Annotated in this window: 16 protein-coding genes; 6 read left to right on the top strand and 10 right to left on the bottom strand. The window is 57.4% G+C overall.

Annotated features, from left to right (window positions below):
• The 8 genes from soxC to ACTG34_RS10465 form a co-directional block, all read right to left on the bottom strand.
• Positions 1–1,213 (bottom strand): sulfite dehydrogenase (soxC, locus tag ACTG34_RS10500; RefSeq protein ID WP_439104879.1); only part of this gene is annotated, 1,213 nt, incomplete at its 3' end.
• Between the two features lie 99 nt (positions 1,214–1,312).
• Complete coding sequence (gene soxB, locus ACTG34_RS10495; protein ID WP_439104878.1) at positions 1,313–3,010, bottom strand: thiosulfohydrolase SoxB; 1,698 nt, start codon at positions 3,008–3,010, stop codon at positions 1,313–1,315.
• A 117-nt stretch (positions 3,011–3,127) separates the two neighbouring features.
• On the bottom strand, positions 3,128–3,979 hold the full coding sequence (gene soxA / locus ACTG34_RS10490; protein ID WP_439104877.1) for a sulfur oxidation c-type cytochrome SoxA: 852 nt from the start codon (positions 3,977–3,979) through the stop codon (positions 3,128–3,130).
• A gap of 27 nt (positions 3,980–4,006) precedes the next feature.
• A complete protein-coding gene (gene soxZ, locus ACTG34_RS10485; protein WP_439104876.1) occupies positions 4,007–4,336 on the bottom strand; it encodes a thiosulfate oxidation carrier complex protein SoxZ in 330 nt (109 codons plus the stop codon).
• 33 nt (positions 4,337–4,369) lie between these two features.
• Entirely contained in the window at positions 4,370–4,786 is a 417-nt protein-coding gene (gene soxY, locus ACTG34_RS10480; RefSeq protein ID WP_439104875.1) for a thiosulfate oxidation carrier protein SoxY, read from the bottom strand.
• 33 nt (positions 4,787–4,819) lie between these two features.
• Entirely contained in the window at positions 4,820–5,293 is a 474-nt protein-coding gene (soxX, locus tag ACTG34_RS10475) for a sulfur oxidation c-type cytochrome SoxX (protein WP_439104874.1), read from the bottom strand.
• 147 nt (positions 5,294–5,440) lie between these two features.
• Positions 5,441–6,040, bottom strand: coding sequence for a thioredoxin family protein (locus ACTG34_RS10470; protein WP_439104873.1), 600 nt, complete (start codon positions 6,038–6,040; stop codon positions 5,441–5,443).
• Positions 6,041–6,069: 29 nt separating this feature from the next.
• Entirely contained in the window at positions 6,070–6,825 is a 756-nt protein-coding gene (locus tag ACTG34_RS10465) for a cytochrome c biogenesis CcdA family protein (RefSeq protein ID WP_062215883.1), read from the bottom strand.
• Positions 6,826–6,941: 116 nt separating this feature from the next.
• Between ACTG34_RS10465 and ACTG34_RS10460 the strand changes: the two genes are divergently transcribed.
• The 4 genes from ACTG34_RS10460 to ACTG34_RS10445 are packed head-to-tail and all read left to right on the top strand — an operon-like array spanning position 6,942 to position 9,393.
• Positions 6,942–7,361: a hypothetical protein gene (locus ACTG34_RS10460; RefSeq protein ID WP_439104872.1), complete on the top strand. Its 420-nt coding sequence runs from the start codon at positions 6,942–6,944 to the stop codon at positions 7,359–7,361.
• Positions 7,362–7,412: 51 nt separating this feature from the next.
• A complete protein-coding gene (locus tag ACTG34_RS10455) occupies positions 7,413–7,928 on the top strand; it encodes a GlcG/HbpS family heme-binding protein (protein ID WP_439104871.1) in 516 nt (171 codons plus the stop codon).
• Positions 7,929–7,953: 25 nt separating this feature from the next.
• Positions 7,954–8,328, top strand: coding sequence for an ArsR/SmtB family transcription factor (locus ACTG34_RS10450; protein WP_439104870.1), 375 nt, complete (start codon positions 7,954–7,956; stop codon positions 8,326–8,328).
• A 39-nt stretch (positions 8,329–8,367) separates the two neighbouring features.
• The gene (locus ACTG34_RS10445) at positions 8,368–9,393 is read left to right on the top strand and encodes a YeeE/YedE family protein (RefSeq protein ID WP_439104869.1); all 1,026 of its coding nucleotides are present in this window, start codon (positions 8,368–8,370) and stop codon (positions 9,391–9,393) included.
• An 8-nt stretch (positions 9,394–9,401) separates the two neighbouring features.
• Here the strand turns inward: ACTG34_RS10445 and ACTG34_RS10440 are convergent, their stop codons facing one another.
• On the bottom strand, positions 9,402–10,622 hold the full coding sequence (locus ACTG34_RS10440) for a glycerate kinase type-2 family protein (RefSeq protein WP_439104868.1): 1,221 nt from the start codon (positions 10,620–10,622) through the stop codon (positions 9,402–9,404).
• A gap of 139 nt (positions 10,623–10,761) precedes the next feature.
• Here ACTG34_RS10440 and ACTG34_RS10435 point away from each other — a divergent pair, with 139 nt between their 5' ends.
• Both ACTG34_RS10435 and selD read left to right on the top strand, forming a co-directional pair.
• Positions 10,762–11,337, top strand: a complete 576-nt coding sequence (locus ACTG34_RS10435; RefSeq protein ID WP_439104867.1) for a pyridoxamine 5'-phosphate oxidase family protein — start codon at positions 10,762–10,764, stop codon at positions 11,335–11,337.
• Between the two features lie 90 nt (positions 11,338–11,427).
• Positions 11,428–13,632 carry a selenide, water dikinase SelD gene (gene selD, locus ACTG34_RS10430; RefSeq protein WP_439104866.1) on the top strand — a complete coding sequence of 735 codons (2,205 nt, stop codon included), beginning with the start codon at positions 11,428–11,430 and terminating at the stop codon, positions 13,630–13,632.
• Here the strand turns inward: selD and mnmH are convergent.
• A partial coding sequence (gene mnmH / locus ACTG34_RS10425; protein WP_439104865.1) for a tRNA 2-selenouridine(34) synthase MnmH occupies positions 13,616–14,423 on the bottom strand: 808 nt, incomplete at its 5' end. The two genes, selD and mnmH, sit on opposite strands and share 17 nt — an antisense overlap.

Raw genomic sequence — 14,423 nt, 5'->3', positions numbered from 1 at the left:
CGCGCAATTGCGCTTTGGTCGGCTGAACGTAGCCCGTGTCATCATGGGCGCGCGATTGCAGGAACATCTCCGATCCATCCCAATTGATATCGAGATAGAAACGGGTGAGAGCCATTTTCTCGCCCTCTTTGGCCAAACGCGCTTTTTGCCACGTTTTGCCGCCATCAATGGAGACATCAACGCCCGAAATCGCACCGCGACCCGACCATGCAAGACCGGTAATCACAAGCGGACCTTTGCCATGGGTGATGGGCATTTGCGGGCTTGGTGATGTGACAACGGATTTCGCATCCATGATCCACGTCCATTTGCGCGATGTCCCATCTGCCAGAGTATCGGTGTATTTCGACGTCTCTTCGCGGCTCTCGATTGGGTGGTCCGTCACCTCGATCCGGCGCAACCATTTGACCCACATATTGCCTTCCCAACCGGGAACGACGAGGCGCACGGGGTAGCCATGCTCCATCCGAAGCGCCTCCCCGTTGGCCTTGAACGCGACAAGCACATCATCAAGCGCTTTTTCCATCGGGATAGACCGTCCGTTCGACGAGGCATCCGCCCCTTCGACGTAAACCCATTTGTCCGCAAGATCGCCAGCAGCATCCAGCCCCGCCTCTTCGAGAAGCGTGCGCAGCGTGACACCCGAGTATTCCATGTTGTGGATCATGCCGTGCGTGAATTGCGAACCGTTGAGCTGGGCACCTGCCCACTCCATGCCCGTGTTTGCCGCGCACTCAAGGAAATAGGTGCGATTTTCGCGCGGGAAGCGTTCCAGATCGGCGTAGGAAAAGACCAAAGGACGATCAACGAGACCGTTGATCATCAAACGGTAATCTTCCTTTTTCAACTCAATCGCGCCCGAGTGGTGGCGTTCAAACGCGCACCCTTGTGGCGTGATCGTGCCGTCAAGCGCGTGGATCGGCGTGAAGTTGATCGAGGAGATCACATCCGCGGTGAGCCACGGCACGTTGCGGCGGACCACATCGCCCTCAAACTGGATAGGCATCCCGTAGGGCGAGGCGTCAACGCCCTCACCGGTTGAGCTGGCCCAATCCTGCATCTCGGTGATCAGCGGATCGGGGGTGTCTTGTGCCGATGCCTTGGCAGTGGCGGCAAGACCGACACCTGTGGCCGCCGCCCCGCGCAAAAAGGCGCGGCGGTTGGGGCCAGATGCGGACCCTGTGGGTTTTAGACTTTGGGGGGTGTCGCTCATTGCGCGTGTCTCCCTGAGTTGAATGCGATCATTCGACTATGTGAATGATTTGTTTGCGAAAAAACCGCCCAGCCCAACGGGCAAGGCGGCACGTTGGATTTAAGCGCCAATCACGTTGACAGAGGTATTTTCCTCAACCGTCACTGTGCCTTTGGCACGGATGTGATCTTCGACGAGATCCCAGATTTGCGGACCTTCGGTGCCCTCGTTCACGGATGCCCACCCTGCAACGATGTACGTCTTTGCGGGGTCGAGTTTCTCGCCCGTTTTAAGCATGGTGATGTCGGTGATCCGTGACCCTTGCGGCTTGTTGATATCTACGGTGTAGCCAAGGCCACCCATACGAACCATGTCGCCACCCTGTTGGTAGTAGGGATCGGGGTTAAAGATGTTGTCAGCCACATCTTCCATAATGGTATGAATAAATTCACCCGTCATTTCAGAGCGGTACGCCTTACCGTAGGTCATGGACGTTGCGTTCCAAATGTCCTCACGGGTGATTTTATCACCGGGGATCAAGGACGGACCCCACCGGACGCCGGGCGACATGGCAATGTCTGCCTCGCGTTGCTCGATCAGCGCATCACAAATCAGGTTGTCCCATGTGCCGTTAAAGTTGCCACGGCGATACAACAGGCTATCGGTCTCGCCCACTACGGTGGACATATCCTCGAGATACGGCGCGCGTTGCTCGTCGATGAGTGCGGCGACCTCTTTGTCGGGTTCGATCACATCCGAGAAAATCGGGATCAGTTTGTGGCGGAACCCCATCATCTGGCCATCGCGCACGTCCAAATCGACGCGGGAGACGAATTTGCCGTTGGAGCCGGAGGCGATCAGGATCGTCTCGCCCACAAGCACAGGTTCGGGAAGTGCGTCATGGGTGTGGCCCGTCAGGATCACGTCGATGCCCGTCACGAGAGACGCCATCTTTTTGTCGACGTCAAATCCGTTGTGCGACAACAAAACAACGAGGCCGGCACCCAACCCTTTGACCTCATCCACGACCTCTTGCATCCGCTCGGTGCGAATGCCGAAAGAGTATTCGGGGAACATCCAACCGGGGTTGGCAATTGGCATATACGGGAAAGCCTGACCGATGACGGCGATTTTCACGCCACCGCGTTCAAAGAACTTATACGGCGCGAAATCTGCGGCGGGTTCGTCCCATTCGGCGTCATAGATGTTGGCGCCCAAAGCGGCGAACGGGAGATCAGCCACCACTTCGCGGACGCGGTCAGAACCGAGCGTAAATTCCCAGTGGAAGGTCATCGCATCAGGTTTGAGCGCGTTCATCACGTTGACCATATCTTGGCCTTCCGTGTGGTAGCAGGTGTAGGAGCCGTGCCATGTGTCGCCGCCATCGAGCAAAAGCGCATCGGGGCGGGCAGCACGGATCGAGTTGATTACGGTGGCCACACGGTCGAGACCGCCGACCTTGCCATAGCCCTGAGCCAGTGCGGAAAAGTCACCCGACGACAGCGCGTAGTGCGAGGGCGATCCATCCTCAATGCCGTAGAGTTTGCGGAAATCTGCGCCCGTCACATGGGGAACCGCGCCCTTGTTGCCGCCAACGCCGATATTGATCGACGGCTCACGAAAATAGATCGGTTTGAGCTGCGCGTGGATGTCTGTCACGTGGATCAGCGACACGTTGCCGTAGGTGTCAAAATCAAGCAATTGATCTTGTGTGAGGGACTGTTGCGCCGCAAGACGCGACCAGTTGCCAAAGCCAGACGCCCCGACCATTGCCGAGGCAGCCATAGAAACCTGTAGGAAATCGCGACGGGAAATCATGCGCAGTGCTCCAATGCGGCGGCACGGTGTTCTACAAACCTATGCCGAATTTTGAATGTATATAGGTGAAGAAAACCCCGCCGCTTCCAAATGGAACGGCGGGGTCATCAAAACTGTTTAGTTGCGGACGGACGGACCTTCGACGGAAAGACCGTTACCGCGTGATGCAACGTATAGCTCAAGTGCGACAAACTCTGGCGAACCAGCGTTGAACGTTTCGGCACGTGTATCACGAATACACCCCTTAAAGCGGGAGTGCGTACCGTTGAGTTTCGCGTTTTTCAGACGGTATGTCGGAAAGCCGTTGATCTGACCTTGGGACAGGTGGTCCGCACGGATCAGATTGCCGTAGTTGTCTTCGTGGCAGTTTGCACAGGACAAATCGAGCTGACCATAACGGGTGTAGTAAATCTCTTTACCTTGCTCCCATGTCGCGGCTGCCGGGCCATCGATCGTCACGTTGACCGGTTTGCCGCGTGCGACAGAGGCCAACATCGCTTCGAGGTTGAGCATTTTGCCGCTGTCATACTTTTCTGCGTCCGCACCCATTTTCGTGGTGAGACAGTCGTTGACCTGCATTTGGATCGTGCGTACTTCGCCGGCGCCCTCGTTCCATTTTGGATAGGTTGCGCGTACCTCTGACAGACTTTCAGGGCCGTTGTGGCAATCGGCACAAGCCTTGCCCTCTGATCCCCATGAGGCTTCAAAAAGGGCCATGCCCTCTTCGGCGCCTAGCATAGCGGGGTTATCGAAATCGTCCATCTGCATGGCCTGCGTATCGTCGGAGCGAAAACGCCAACCCGACAACACCTCGTCCATTGCATCGGACAAATGCGCTGGCGCAGCCGTTTTGGTGACAATTTCAATATCGCCATTGATCACCAATTCTGCGTCCTCGTCCGCGACAACAGGTGCCGCGAACGCCAGGGCTGCAAATACAGCCGCAGTGCTTATTGTTTTGATTTTCATGCGTTTCTCCTCCCTGAGCGTGAAGCCTTAGCCGATTTCGATCGGCTTGCTATCTTCGTAAACGGAACCGTCATCGTCATACCAAGTGAATTTGAATTCACCGGCTTCGGGAACAGTCGCGTCGAACTCCACATACGGGTTTGTCGAAATCGCGGCCTCAAGCGTCACATCGACGACAGACTGGCCGTTGAAATCGCAGGTGAAGCGATTGATGATCGAACGCGGAATGATATTTCCGTCGCCGTCTTTGCGCTGACCTGACTCCATTGGGTGAGAGATCAGTGTTTTAATTGTAATCACGTCGCCAGCAGCAGCCGACTTCGGGACTTTAACGCGGGGTTTTACACCAGATGCCATTATAGATGTCTCCTAAATAAGTCGGTTAACCGATCAGCCGCCACAGCCGCCGATGGTCACTTTAACGGTGGATGCAGCCTTGACGAAGGATCCGTCAGCCATTTTCGCAACTGCGACAACGTCTTGGGTTCCTGCGAGGCGAATACGGGTAGATGCCGTTTGCGATCCGGCGAGCGGACCAAAGTTAAAGGTCGCAACACCAGGTGTCGGGTTTCCAGCGGCCAAGACAATGATGGAAACAGCGCCGGGTGCATCTACAGATACAGGCACAGTGTTGCCGTTTTCAGCAATCTCGGGGGCAGTAAGGGTGATTCCACCCTCGCCTGCGTCAGCACCGCCAGTGAATGCGGCGATAGCTTCGTCGGCTGCGGCAAAAGCGCTGAACGGGAGCAAAGAAGCTGCCGTAGCACCAAGGCCGAGAGCCAGAGCGTCACGTCGTGTGAGTTTCATGGATTAGTCCTCGTTTTCGTAAAATTCAGACGATCATTCGTCCGTAAGCGTCATCAGATAGGCGACCACGTCCTCGACCTGAGCCGCAGTCAATAGCGGCGGCAGATCAGCCGGAGCAGCCTTGCCCGTGAAGGCATCCCCAGGACGGGTGTAGCCATCAACCTTGTAGAAGGCAGGCATAACGGTGCCTTCAAACATCATTTTTGGGTTCACGACGAGACCGCGCAATTCTGCTTGGGTCCAACGTGATCCTGCGCCATCAAGGATCGGACCAACTTCACCATGAAACGGAACTTCGGCGTATGCGTCAGCGGAGTGACACGACACGCAGTTGCCGCTGGATTTGTTGGTCATGATCTTACGACCTTCGTCGGCGTTCCCTGCTGAGCCTGTCAACGACAGCGCGACAGCACCATCCTCGAACGCGACATCAGTTGGGGCGACCTCGGCCGTAGCTGCGGTTGCTGTGAGGCAAAGTGCAGCGAATGTGGTTGCAATGCGTTTCATGTCTCCTCCCTAAGACTTGTTTCGGTAGTGCTTTTGAGTGCACTTCTTATTGTGCATACCGTAGCGCACCATTTCGCAGACGCGCAAGAACAAATTCAAAAAATAGAATTTTGCGGCACATTATGTCCCGCGCGCCCACTGTTACAGCTATTCGTAAACGTTCAGTTTCCCCGCATCTTGTTGTGCCGGAATGTTACGGGCGTGGAACTTTTGGAACGGCTCCTCCCCATCGTAACCATGATCAAGCACCCAACGCATCATGTTGTAAGTTGTGAGGCGACCAAAGGCACCAGGGACGCTGGCCACGGCCGCTTGGGTCGCGGACAGGCCCTCACCCACCTCTTCGGGGAGGTAGAGATTCGTTGGCGTGAACAGCACGTTCCATTTCGAGACCATATCTTTCTCCGACAACGTCTCGCCGTCAAAATCCGTCACTTCGACATCACCGAACATGTTGATCTGCACGACAAAGAAATTGTCCTCGATCATCTGGGTAATCTCGAGGTCGGGGTAGACCTCTTCGTGCATCTTTTTACAATAGATACAGCCACGTTGTTCGATCATCACCAAGAGCCGCTTGCCCTCGGCATTGGCCTCCGCGAGATCATCACGCAGGTCTTTGAACGTGTCGCGCTGCCATGACGCCTTATGTAGCCCGTCATCGCCCATCTCTTGGGCCACAGCCGGACCAACGGTGAGCATTGCTACGCTGGCGGCGATAAATGTGCGTCGTGCGAATTTAAGCATAGTTTAGGTCTCCCAAGTAACGATGAGCGTCAAAGCGTGCCCGATGATCCAATTTTTGTGAAGGCGGGGAAGGTCTCCAACATCCATGCCGCAATCAGGTTGACCGAATTTGTCGCGATCAACAGCGCAAACAAAATGAGAAAGACCCCCATCAGCTTTTCAACCTTTGGCAAATGGCGGCGGAACTTGCTCGCGAACGCCAAAAACGGCTTGATGAATACCGCAGCGATCACAAACGGCAAGGTCATGCCGATGCCAAACACCAACATCAAAATCAAACCCTGTGTCGCGGTTTCTTCAACCGAGGCCGTGAACACGACTGCGGTCAGAATGCCACCCACACATGGCGTCCACCCAGCGGCAAACGCCAATCCGATCAGGTAGGACGACCACACATTCATTTTGGTGACATCTCCACCGCTCACTTGGAACTGGCGGTTCAACAATCCGATTTTGAGCACGCCTAAAAAGTGCAGGCCCATGACGAACACAATAAGCGCCGCTCCGATACGAAACGCGTCCTGATACGATCGAAACGCCTGCGACAATGAAAAAGCCGCCGCGCCAAGCAGAACAAAAACGGTAATAATACCAAGCGAAAACATGATGGATGAGGCAATCGCGCGCTTGCGCACCCCAGGGGCCAATTCGCCGTCCGAGTTTATCTCCCCCATGCCAACACCGGCCATATAAGATAAGTAAAACGGTACGATAGGCAGGATGCAGGGTGAAAAGAACACCACAAGCCCACCCAAGAACGCCGAAATAAAACTGACGTCTAACATTGATTTCCTCCCGAAACGGGACATGTGTCCCCAAACAGTGCGGTTGACCCGCACCTTGTGTCATGCACATATTCAAATTAGGTTGTTTGTATCAAGCACGTCAATTGGACATTCCGATGTGGACTAAAATAGTGATCCTTGCGTCAGCGGCTTTGATGCTCACCGCGCCCCTGCCCGCGCAGGCGGTGGAGTTGGTCATGATCGAGCGCGATGGCTGCGCCTATTGCGACCGCTGGAACGACGAGATTGCGCCGATTTACCCCAAAACACCCGAAGGGGCGTTTGCGCCACTGCGCCGTATGGATGTCAAAGAGCGCCCTGATGATATTGAGTTTTCGTCACGCCCTGTTCTAACGCCAACGTTCGTGCTGGTGGATGAGGGCAGAGAGTTGATGCGCATTGAGGGCTATGGGGGCGACGATTTGTTCTGGTCGATGCTCAGTGTCATCTTGCGCGATTACACCGACTTCGACGTTGACGCGCAGATCGAAACCACGCCTGATACAGACCTGATAGGCGCAACGCCGACCAAATAACCCGCGCCTCCAACACTGGCGCATTTCAATATGACACCCGGAGGACACCCTATGAAACGCTTCACATCCGCCGCGCTCGTCGCACTCGCCCTCGCGGTTCCGACATTTACACCCGCGACCGCCCAAGACGAGGACAACGCCTTTGTCACATTTCAGGTGCTCAAACCCGAAGTGGCGCTGACCGCAGCGGTCGCAGCCATGGAATCGTGTCGAGATGCCGGCTACCAAGTGGGCGTAATGGTGGTGGACCGTTTTGGCCTACCACAAGCCTATGTGCGTGATCGCTATGCGGGTCTGCACGTGTTTGAAACCGCACGCCGCAAGGCGTGGACCGCCGTATCTTTTCGCACCGACACCATGTCACTGGGCGAGACAACCGCGCCTGACGGTATGATGGGTGCCATTCGTGACCTGTCCGAACCACTCGCATTGGGCGGCGGGCTTGTGATTGAGGCCGCAGGCTCTATAGTAGGGGGAATTGGTGTCTCTGGTGCCCCTGGTCCAGATTTGGATGCAGTGTGCGCCGAGGCCGGAATAGACGCTATCCTGGATGAAATAGCGTTTTAAGAAAGTGAGACCCCAGGACGTGCGTATGGATCAGCAACAGTCGACATTGCCGACAATCACACCTGACATGTCCGCTGACGACATGGACATGATTATGCGCAGTGCGTGTGATGCCTCGCAACTGCTCAAAGCGTTGAGCCATGAGGGGCGTCTGATGATCTTGTGTCATCTGGTCACGGGCGAAAAGTCGGTCACGGAACTCGAAGAATTGTTGTCGGCGCGCCAAGCTGCGGTCAGCCAACAACTGGCCCGTTTGCGCCTTGAGGGTCTGGTGACCCCGCGACGTGACGGAAAGGCGATCTACTATTCCTTGACGGATGAGCGCCCCAAACGCATTCTCGAAGTGATCTACGAGATGTTTTGTTCCGTAGATACAGACAAGGCAAAGCCGCTTTCGTAAGCTTCGGGTCTTTGCTTGTGCCTTGGGGAGGGTCACACAATGCTCGAGACGTTTGAACCTGGAACGATTGCCGCGTTGATCGGCCTCTTTGGCGGTCTGTTGCTCGGCCTTGCCGCTCGACTGGGGCGTTTTTGCTCCATGGGTGCGATTGAGGACGCCCTGTACCAAGGGTCGGATTTGCGTGCCCGTCAATGGGGTGTCGCTATCGGGGTCGCTCTATTTGGAACAGGCGCAATGATGTCCTTTGGCCTGTTCAACCCCACCATGACCTCTTATCTTTCCATGAAATGGTATCCCCTCGCCTCGATCTCTGGAGGCGTGATGTTCGGCTATGGCATGGCCCTTTCGGGCAACTGTGGCTTTGGGGCTTTAGCCCGTTTGGGCGGCGGTGACTTGCGCAACTTTGTCATCATCACCGTCATGGGGTTGGCCACATACGTCACCCTCAATGGCCCACTTGCTGCCTTGCGCGTGGCCCTATTCCCGCCAGCCGCTGCGAGTGCGCCGCCCACGTTCATGCACTGGGGCCTGTCGCCCTATGTTGCGGGAGCGCTGTTTATTACCGTATCGATGTCGTCCAAAGCCTTTCGCGCCGATGGTAAACTGATTGTGTGGGGTGTGGTTGTCGGTCTGGCCATCGTGACGGGGTGGGCAGGCACTGCATGGCTGTCCCATGCCGCGTTCGAAGCAGAACCTGTAGTGTCCCATACCTTTGCGGCCCCCCTTGGCGATGCGATGTTCTATATGATGACCTCCTCGGCCACATCGCTCAACTTTGGCGTCGGCTCGGTCGCCGGTGTGCTTGCGGGTGCCGCAATCGGTTCGCTGTTCAAAGGCCATTTCAGATGGGAAGCCTGCGAAGATCCGCGCGAATTGAAACGTCAAATCCTCGGCGCGGCGCTCATGGGCATCGGCGCAGTAGTGGCGTTTGGATGTACCGTTGGACAAGGCCTGTCTGCGATGTCGGTTCTGGCCTACGCCGCCCCCGTAACCGTGGCCTCTATCGTTGCAGGCGCCGCCATCGGGTTGCGCCAATTGATTTACGGAATTTCATTTGCCCGATAAGAGACGCGCTACGCTTTGATCAACACTTGCAAATCAGCAACGTTGGTCCCTGTCGCTCCGATCTGAAGCAAATCACCCGCGGCCTTTAATGCATGGTAGCTGTCGTTACGGGCCAAGATATCATTAAGGTCCACACCCGCCGCCCGCAGTCGCGCAAGCGTTCCATCATCCACCAGTCCGCCTGCCGCGTCCGTTGGCCCGTCACGCCCGTCCGTTCCCCCCGAGAGAAACACGTAGTCTGTCAATCCGCGCGCATCCGCAAGTTGAGCCACGCGCAGCGCAAGCTCTTGGTTGCGCCCACCAAGGCCGTCCCCTTTGAGCTTCACAGTGGTTTCACCACCGAACAGGTAAATGCCGTTCTGCGTGACGCAGTCCACGATGACCTCGGCGGCCGCCGCCACATCGCCCTCGAGCGGCATGGGGAAAACGTGAACGCCGTGCCTCACACCGCCCCCCGCTGCGCGCGCCATGGCAGCCACGGACCGTGAATTGGAACCGATCAACTCGATATCGCTGTCAGGCAACGCGCCCATGTCGGGCACGACCTGTTCAAGATGTGCGCGCACAGAGGCGGGCAAATGATCCCAAACCTCAAACGCCTTAAGTGCGGCCACGGCGTCTTGAGGAGAGCCAATTGGCGATACGGTGGGGCCTGACGCGATGGCTCTAAAATCGTCGCTGACCACATCGGACAGCACCAATGTTGTCACCTTGGACGGGTAAGCCGCACGCAACAACCCACCGCCTTTTAGCCGTGACAAGTGTTGGCGCACCAGATTCATCGTCACAATATCGGCACCCGATGCCAGCAACAGCCGGTTCACCTCAGCCTTATCCTCAAGGCTCACCCCCGTCACCGGCGCGGGCAAAAGCGCCGAGCCGCCACCGGAAATGAGCGCCAATACCTCGCCCTTGGCATGGGCCAAAACCTGTTCAATGCGCAACGCCGCCCGCGCCCCTTGGATATCAGGCACAGGGTGGCTGGCCGCATGGACCTCTGCCCCCTCAAGGGGCGATGCGTTTTCATAGTTGGTCACAACAACAACCATATCCGCGTCGACGTGCTGCATAGCGGCCTCAGCCATCGTGCGCGCCGCCTTACCAATAGCGATAACCAATGGGTTGTTAAAACGGCGCCCAGCCAAGGCCGTTACAACAGCCTGCGCGGGGTCGGCCTGAGCAACACCGGCTTGGAAAATTTGCAATGCATGTTGGCGCGGATCGGACATTTCATAACCTTTAGGAACCAATGGTTCGTGATCTGGAGAATGGGGGGCCGGGGGCATAGTCATACCAGACACATTAACGGTTGACGCGGCTGCGTCCAGACCACTTGCATCTATGCGCCCGACACGGCAGGGTCTGTTCATGAATGATGCAGATTTACCCACTTGGTCGCACGATCTTGCCCAATTGTTCAACGCAAGTTGGGCGGTGCTTTTACCCCAATCCGTGAGTGCCCGCGTTGACGCGCGGCTTGCCACATTGGCCACCCTTGGCGATGACGGCGCACCCCAAGCGCGCGGCGTTGTGCTGCGCGCGGCAGATCCCGCCCGCTGCACCGTCGATGTCTTTACCGATGCCGCCACACAAAAGTGCGACGAGATCGCGGCCGATCCCCGCGCGGCCCTCACGCTTTGGCGCGAGGATGTGTTGCTCCAGATTCGGTTGCGCGGCACCATTGATATTATCGAGGGCGCATTGGCCCAAGAGGCATGGGCCGGTTTGAGCGATCGCGCCCTACCAGATTACGGTGTGACCCCAAAACCCGGCACGCCGATCACACAGGCGGATGCCTACACGCGCAGCGCCGATGCCGCACGTTTTGCGATTTTGCGCCTCACCGTGGAGACGATGGATGTGGTGTCCTTGAACCGCCCCACACATACGCGCGCCTTTTACACGCGCCACAACGACTGGCGCGGCGTGTGGCGCGCGCCATAACGGCGTACACTGCGTGTGTTAACGCATCCGAACCAATCTTGTGCCATAACTGCGCCATCCCTGCGCGATGCCTCACAGAAAGCCAACGACATGCACGACCTTCCTTTGACCCGAGAGCTCGTCTTGATTGGCGGCGGTCATACCCACGCGCTTGTGCTCAAGCGATGGGGTATGAAACCGCTTGCAGGGGTGCGGGTCACGGTCATTAATCCCGGTCCTGTTGCCGCCTATTCCGGCATGTTACCGGGCTTTGTAGCGGGACATTACACGCATTCAGACCTAGAATTGGATCTGGTGCGTCTGGCACGGTTTGCCGGCGCGCGCGTTGTGATGGCACGCGCCACAAAAATAGACCGCAAGGCTAAATTGATCCACGTCGAGGGGCGCGCGCCGCTTCGGTATGATGTGGCCTCCATCGATATTGGCATCACCTCGGACATGCCTGATCTTGCGGGATTTCACCCCCATGGCATTGCTGCCAAACCCCTTGAACACTTCGCCGCCCGCTGGGACAGCTACCGTGCGGATGTCGCCGCGGGCCTCGCCGCACCACAAATGTGTGTGATTGGTGGTGGTGTTGCGGGGGCGGAACTCGCGATGGCTATGGCCCATGCCCTCAAGGGCGCGAACGATCTTAGCGTCACATTGATTGATCGCGGGGAGATCCTCGAAGAGTTCCGTGCCCCCACGCGGCGCGCCCTTTTGGCTGCCCTCACAGATGCGGGCGTGGCGCTACGGCCCAATACAGCCATTGGTAATATCGAGGCGGACCACCTCACCCTCACCGATGGAACCACGATCGCGTCGCATTTTACACTCGGCGCAGCGGGCGCACGGCCTTATGACTGGCTAAAAGAGACGGGACTCACAATCGTTCAAGGTTACGTGCGGGTTGGCCCCACGCTCCAGTCCTCCGACCCGAATATTTTCGCCGTGGGCGATTGCGCCCATCTGGCCCATGCACCGCGCCCAAAGGCCGGCGTCTTTGCCGTTCGCCAAGCGCCCGTGCTGTTCGACAACCTGCGCATTTTGCTGTCTGAGCAACGCGGCGCGACGAAAAAGAGCCTGTATCATCCGCAAAAAGACTACCTCAAGCTGATCTCTCTTGGCGACAAGAGCGCCCTCGCGGACAAAAATGGACTGCGCCTCAAAGGCGCTGCAATGTGGCGGTGGAAAGATCGTATCGACCATACATTCATGGCTCGCCTCAGCACGCTAAAACCAATGCGCCCGCCCGTTCTACCCGATCTGATTGCCGCCGGATTACGTGATGAGGTTGAGGGCAAAAGCCCGATGTGTGGCGCATGTGGCGCAAAGGTTGGCGGAGATATTCTTGCCCGCGTTCTAAACGACGACACGGACCTCAAACGCGACGATGTTGTGCGCCTAAAGGGGGACGATGCGGCCGTCTTAACCCATGGGGCAGCGCATGGCGGGTCGCGCCAAGTGATCTCTGTCGATCATCTGCGCAGTTTTGTGGCCGACCCCGTGATGATGACACAGATCACCGCGATTCATGCCTTGGGCGATGTGTGGTCGATGGGCGCACAGCCGCAATCCGCCCTCGCCACGATCACGCTACCGCGCTTGGCCCCACCACTCCAAGAGGCGTGGCTGTCAGAAATTATGACAACCGCACGGACGGTGTTTGCCAAAGAGGGGGCGCAAATCATCGGCGGTCACACGTCGATGGGGGCCGAGTTTTCAATCGGGTTTACGGTCACAGGTCTTGCAGACACGCCAATTACGCTCAACGGCGCGAAGGACGGCGACCAAATCATCGTGACCAAACCCATCGGCACAGGCGTTATTTTGGCCGCTGAAATGGCAATGCTCGCCTCTGGACGCGATGTGGCCGCCGCCTACGCGTCGATGGCGCTCTCATCTGGCGAAGCGGCAACGATCTTGAGCGGTGCGCATGCGATGACGGATGTAACGGGATTTGGCCTTGCGGGTCATTTACTCGGGATATGTCGCGCAAGCGGCGTCAGCGCCACGCTCACATTGTCAAACATTCCCGTGCTCGACGGCGCGTTGGAGCTGTCGCAATCTGGGATCGCCTCGACAATCATGCCCGCCAATCGCGCCTATAGCGCCCAGTACGAGGGACCAAACGGACCGCTGGCGGATCTGTTGTTCGACCCTCAAACCGCTGGCGGATTGCTTGCCTGCGTAGGCGCGGGTGGCGCACAAAACCTGATTAAGAAGCTCAAAAAGTCCGGCTACAGTGCGGCGATCATCGGGGAAATCACGACCTCAGACGAGACAGGCACCCGCCTTACAGTGAGGCCATAACGTCAATAATGCGCGTGGCCGCGACATCGCGGGCCTCGACGGCCATATTGCATAGATCAATCGTCGCACTCACAGTCGGGGCGTGTTTTTCGCGCGACCGTTTGTAACGCGGATCATAATGCTGCGCCATGAGCCCGCCCGCCAAGTCAACGAAATTGCCCGTGCGCGCCAACTCTTGCCAGCCGTCAACAACATCATAGCCCTGAAACGTCACAAGCTTTGCGAGCAGCTTTTCCAACAACGCCGCATCCTGCACGATGTCAGCGTAGGCTTGCGCGAGATACGCCGCCCGACTTGACAGCGGGGCCGTGACCTCAATGCGTGGCGCGCCACACATCACCGCCCAAACGGACGCAGGCACCGAGACATTGCCAATACGCGAACTTTCCGCCTCAACAAGCGTGGGCTTTGCCGGGTCAAGCTCGGACAATGCGACCGCAAGCGCGCTTTCGAATGCCTTTTGCGAGGGCTGTGTGCCAAGGCCGCCAAAAATCGATCCGCGGTGATTGGCAAGCCCCTCCAAATCAAGCACCTGCCCGCCTTGCGCGCGGACCCGTGCAATCAGGTCAGTTTTCGCCGTGCCTGTATTGCCATCAATCAGTATAAGTTTGTGCGGCAACGGATCGGTATAAAGCGCGCGCACGACCATCCGCCGCCACGCCTTATAGCCGCCCTCGACCACATCCACGCGCCACCCGATTTGACGCAGGATCGTTGCGAAGGAATTGGACCTCTGCCCCCCGCGCCAACAATAGATGCGCGGTTTCCAATTGCCCTCGAAGTCGGCCAAT

The organism is Celeribacter marinus, assembly GCF_965656515.1.
Taxonomy (GTDB): domain Bacteria; phylum Pseudomonadota; class Alphaproteobacteria; order Rhodobacterales; family Rhodobacteraceae; genus Celeribacter; species Celeribacter marinus_D.
Note: the sequence above shows the minus strand (reverse complement) of the source record. Positions and strands in the feature narration are given on the sequence as shown.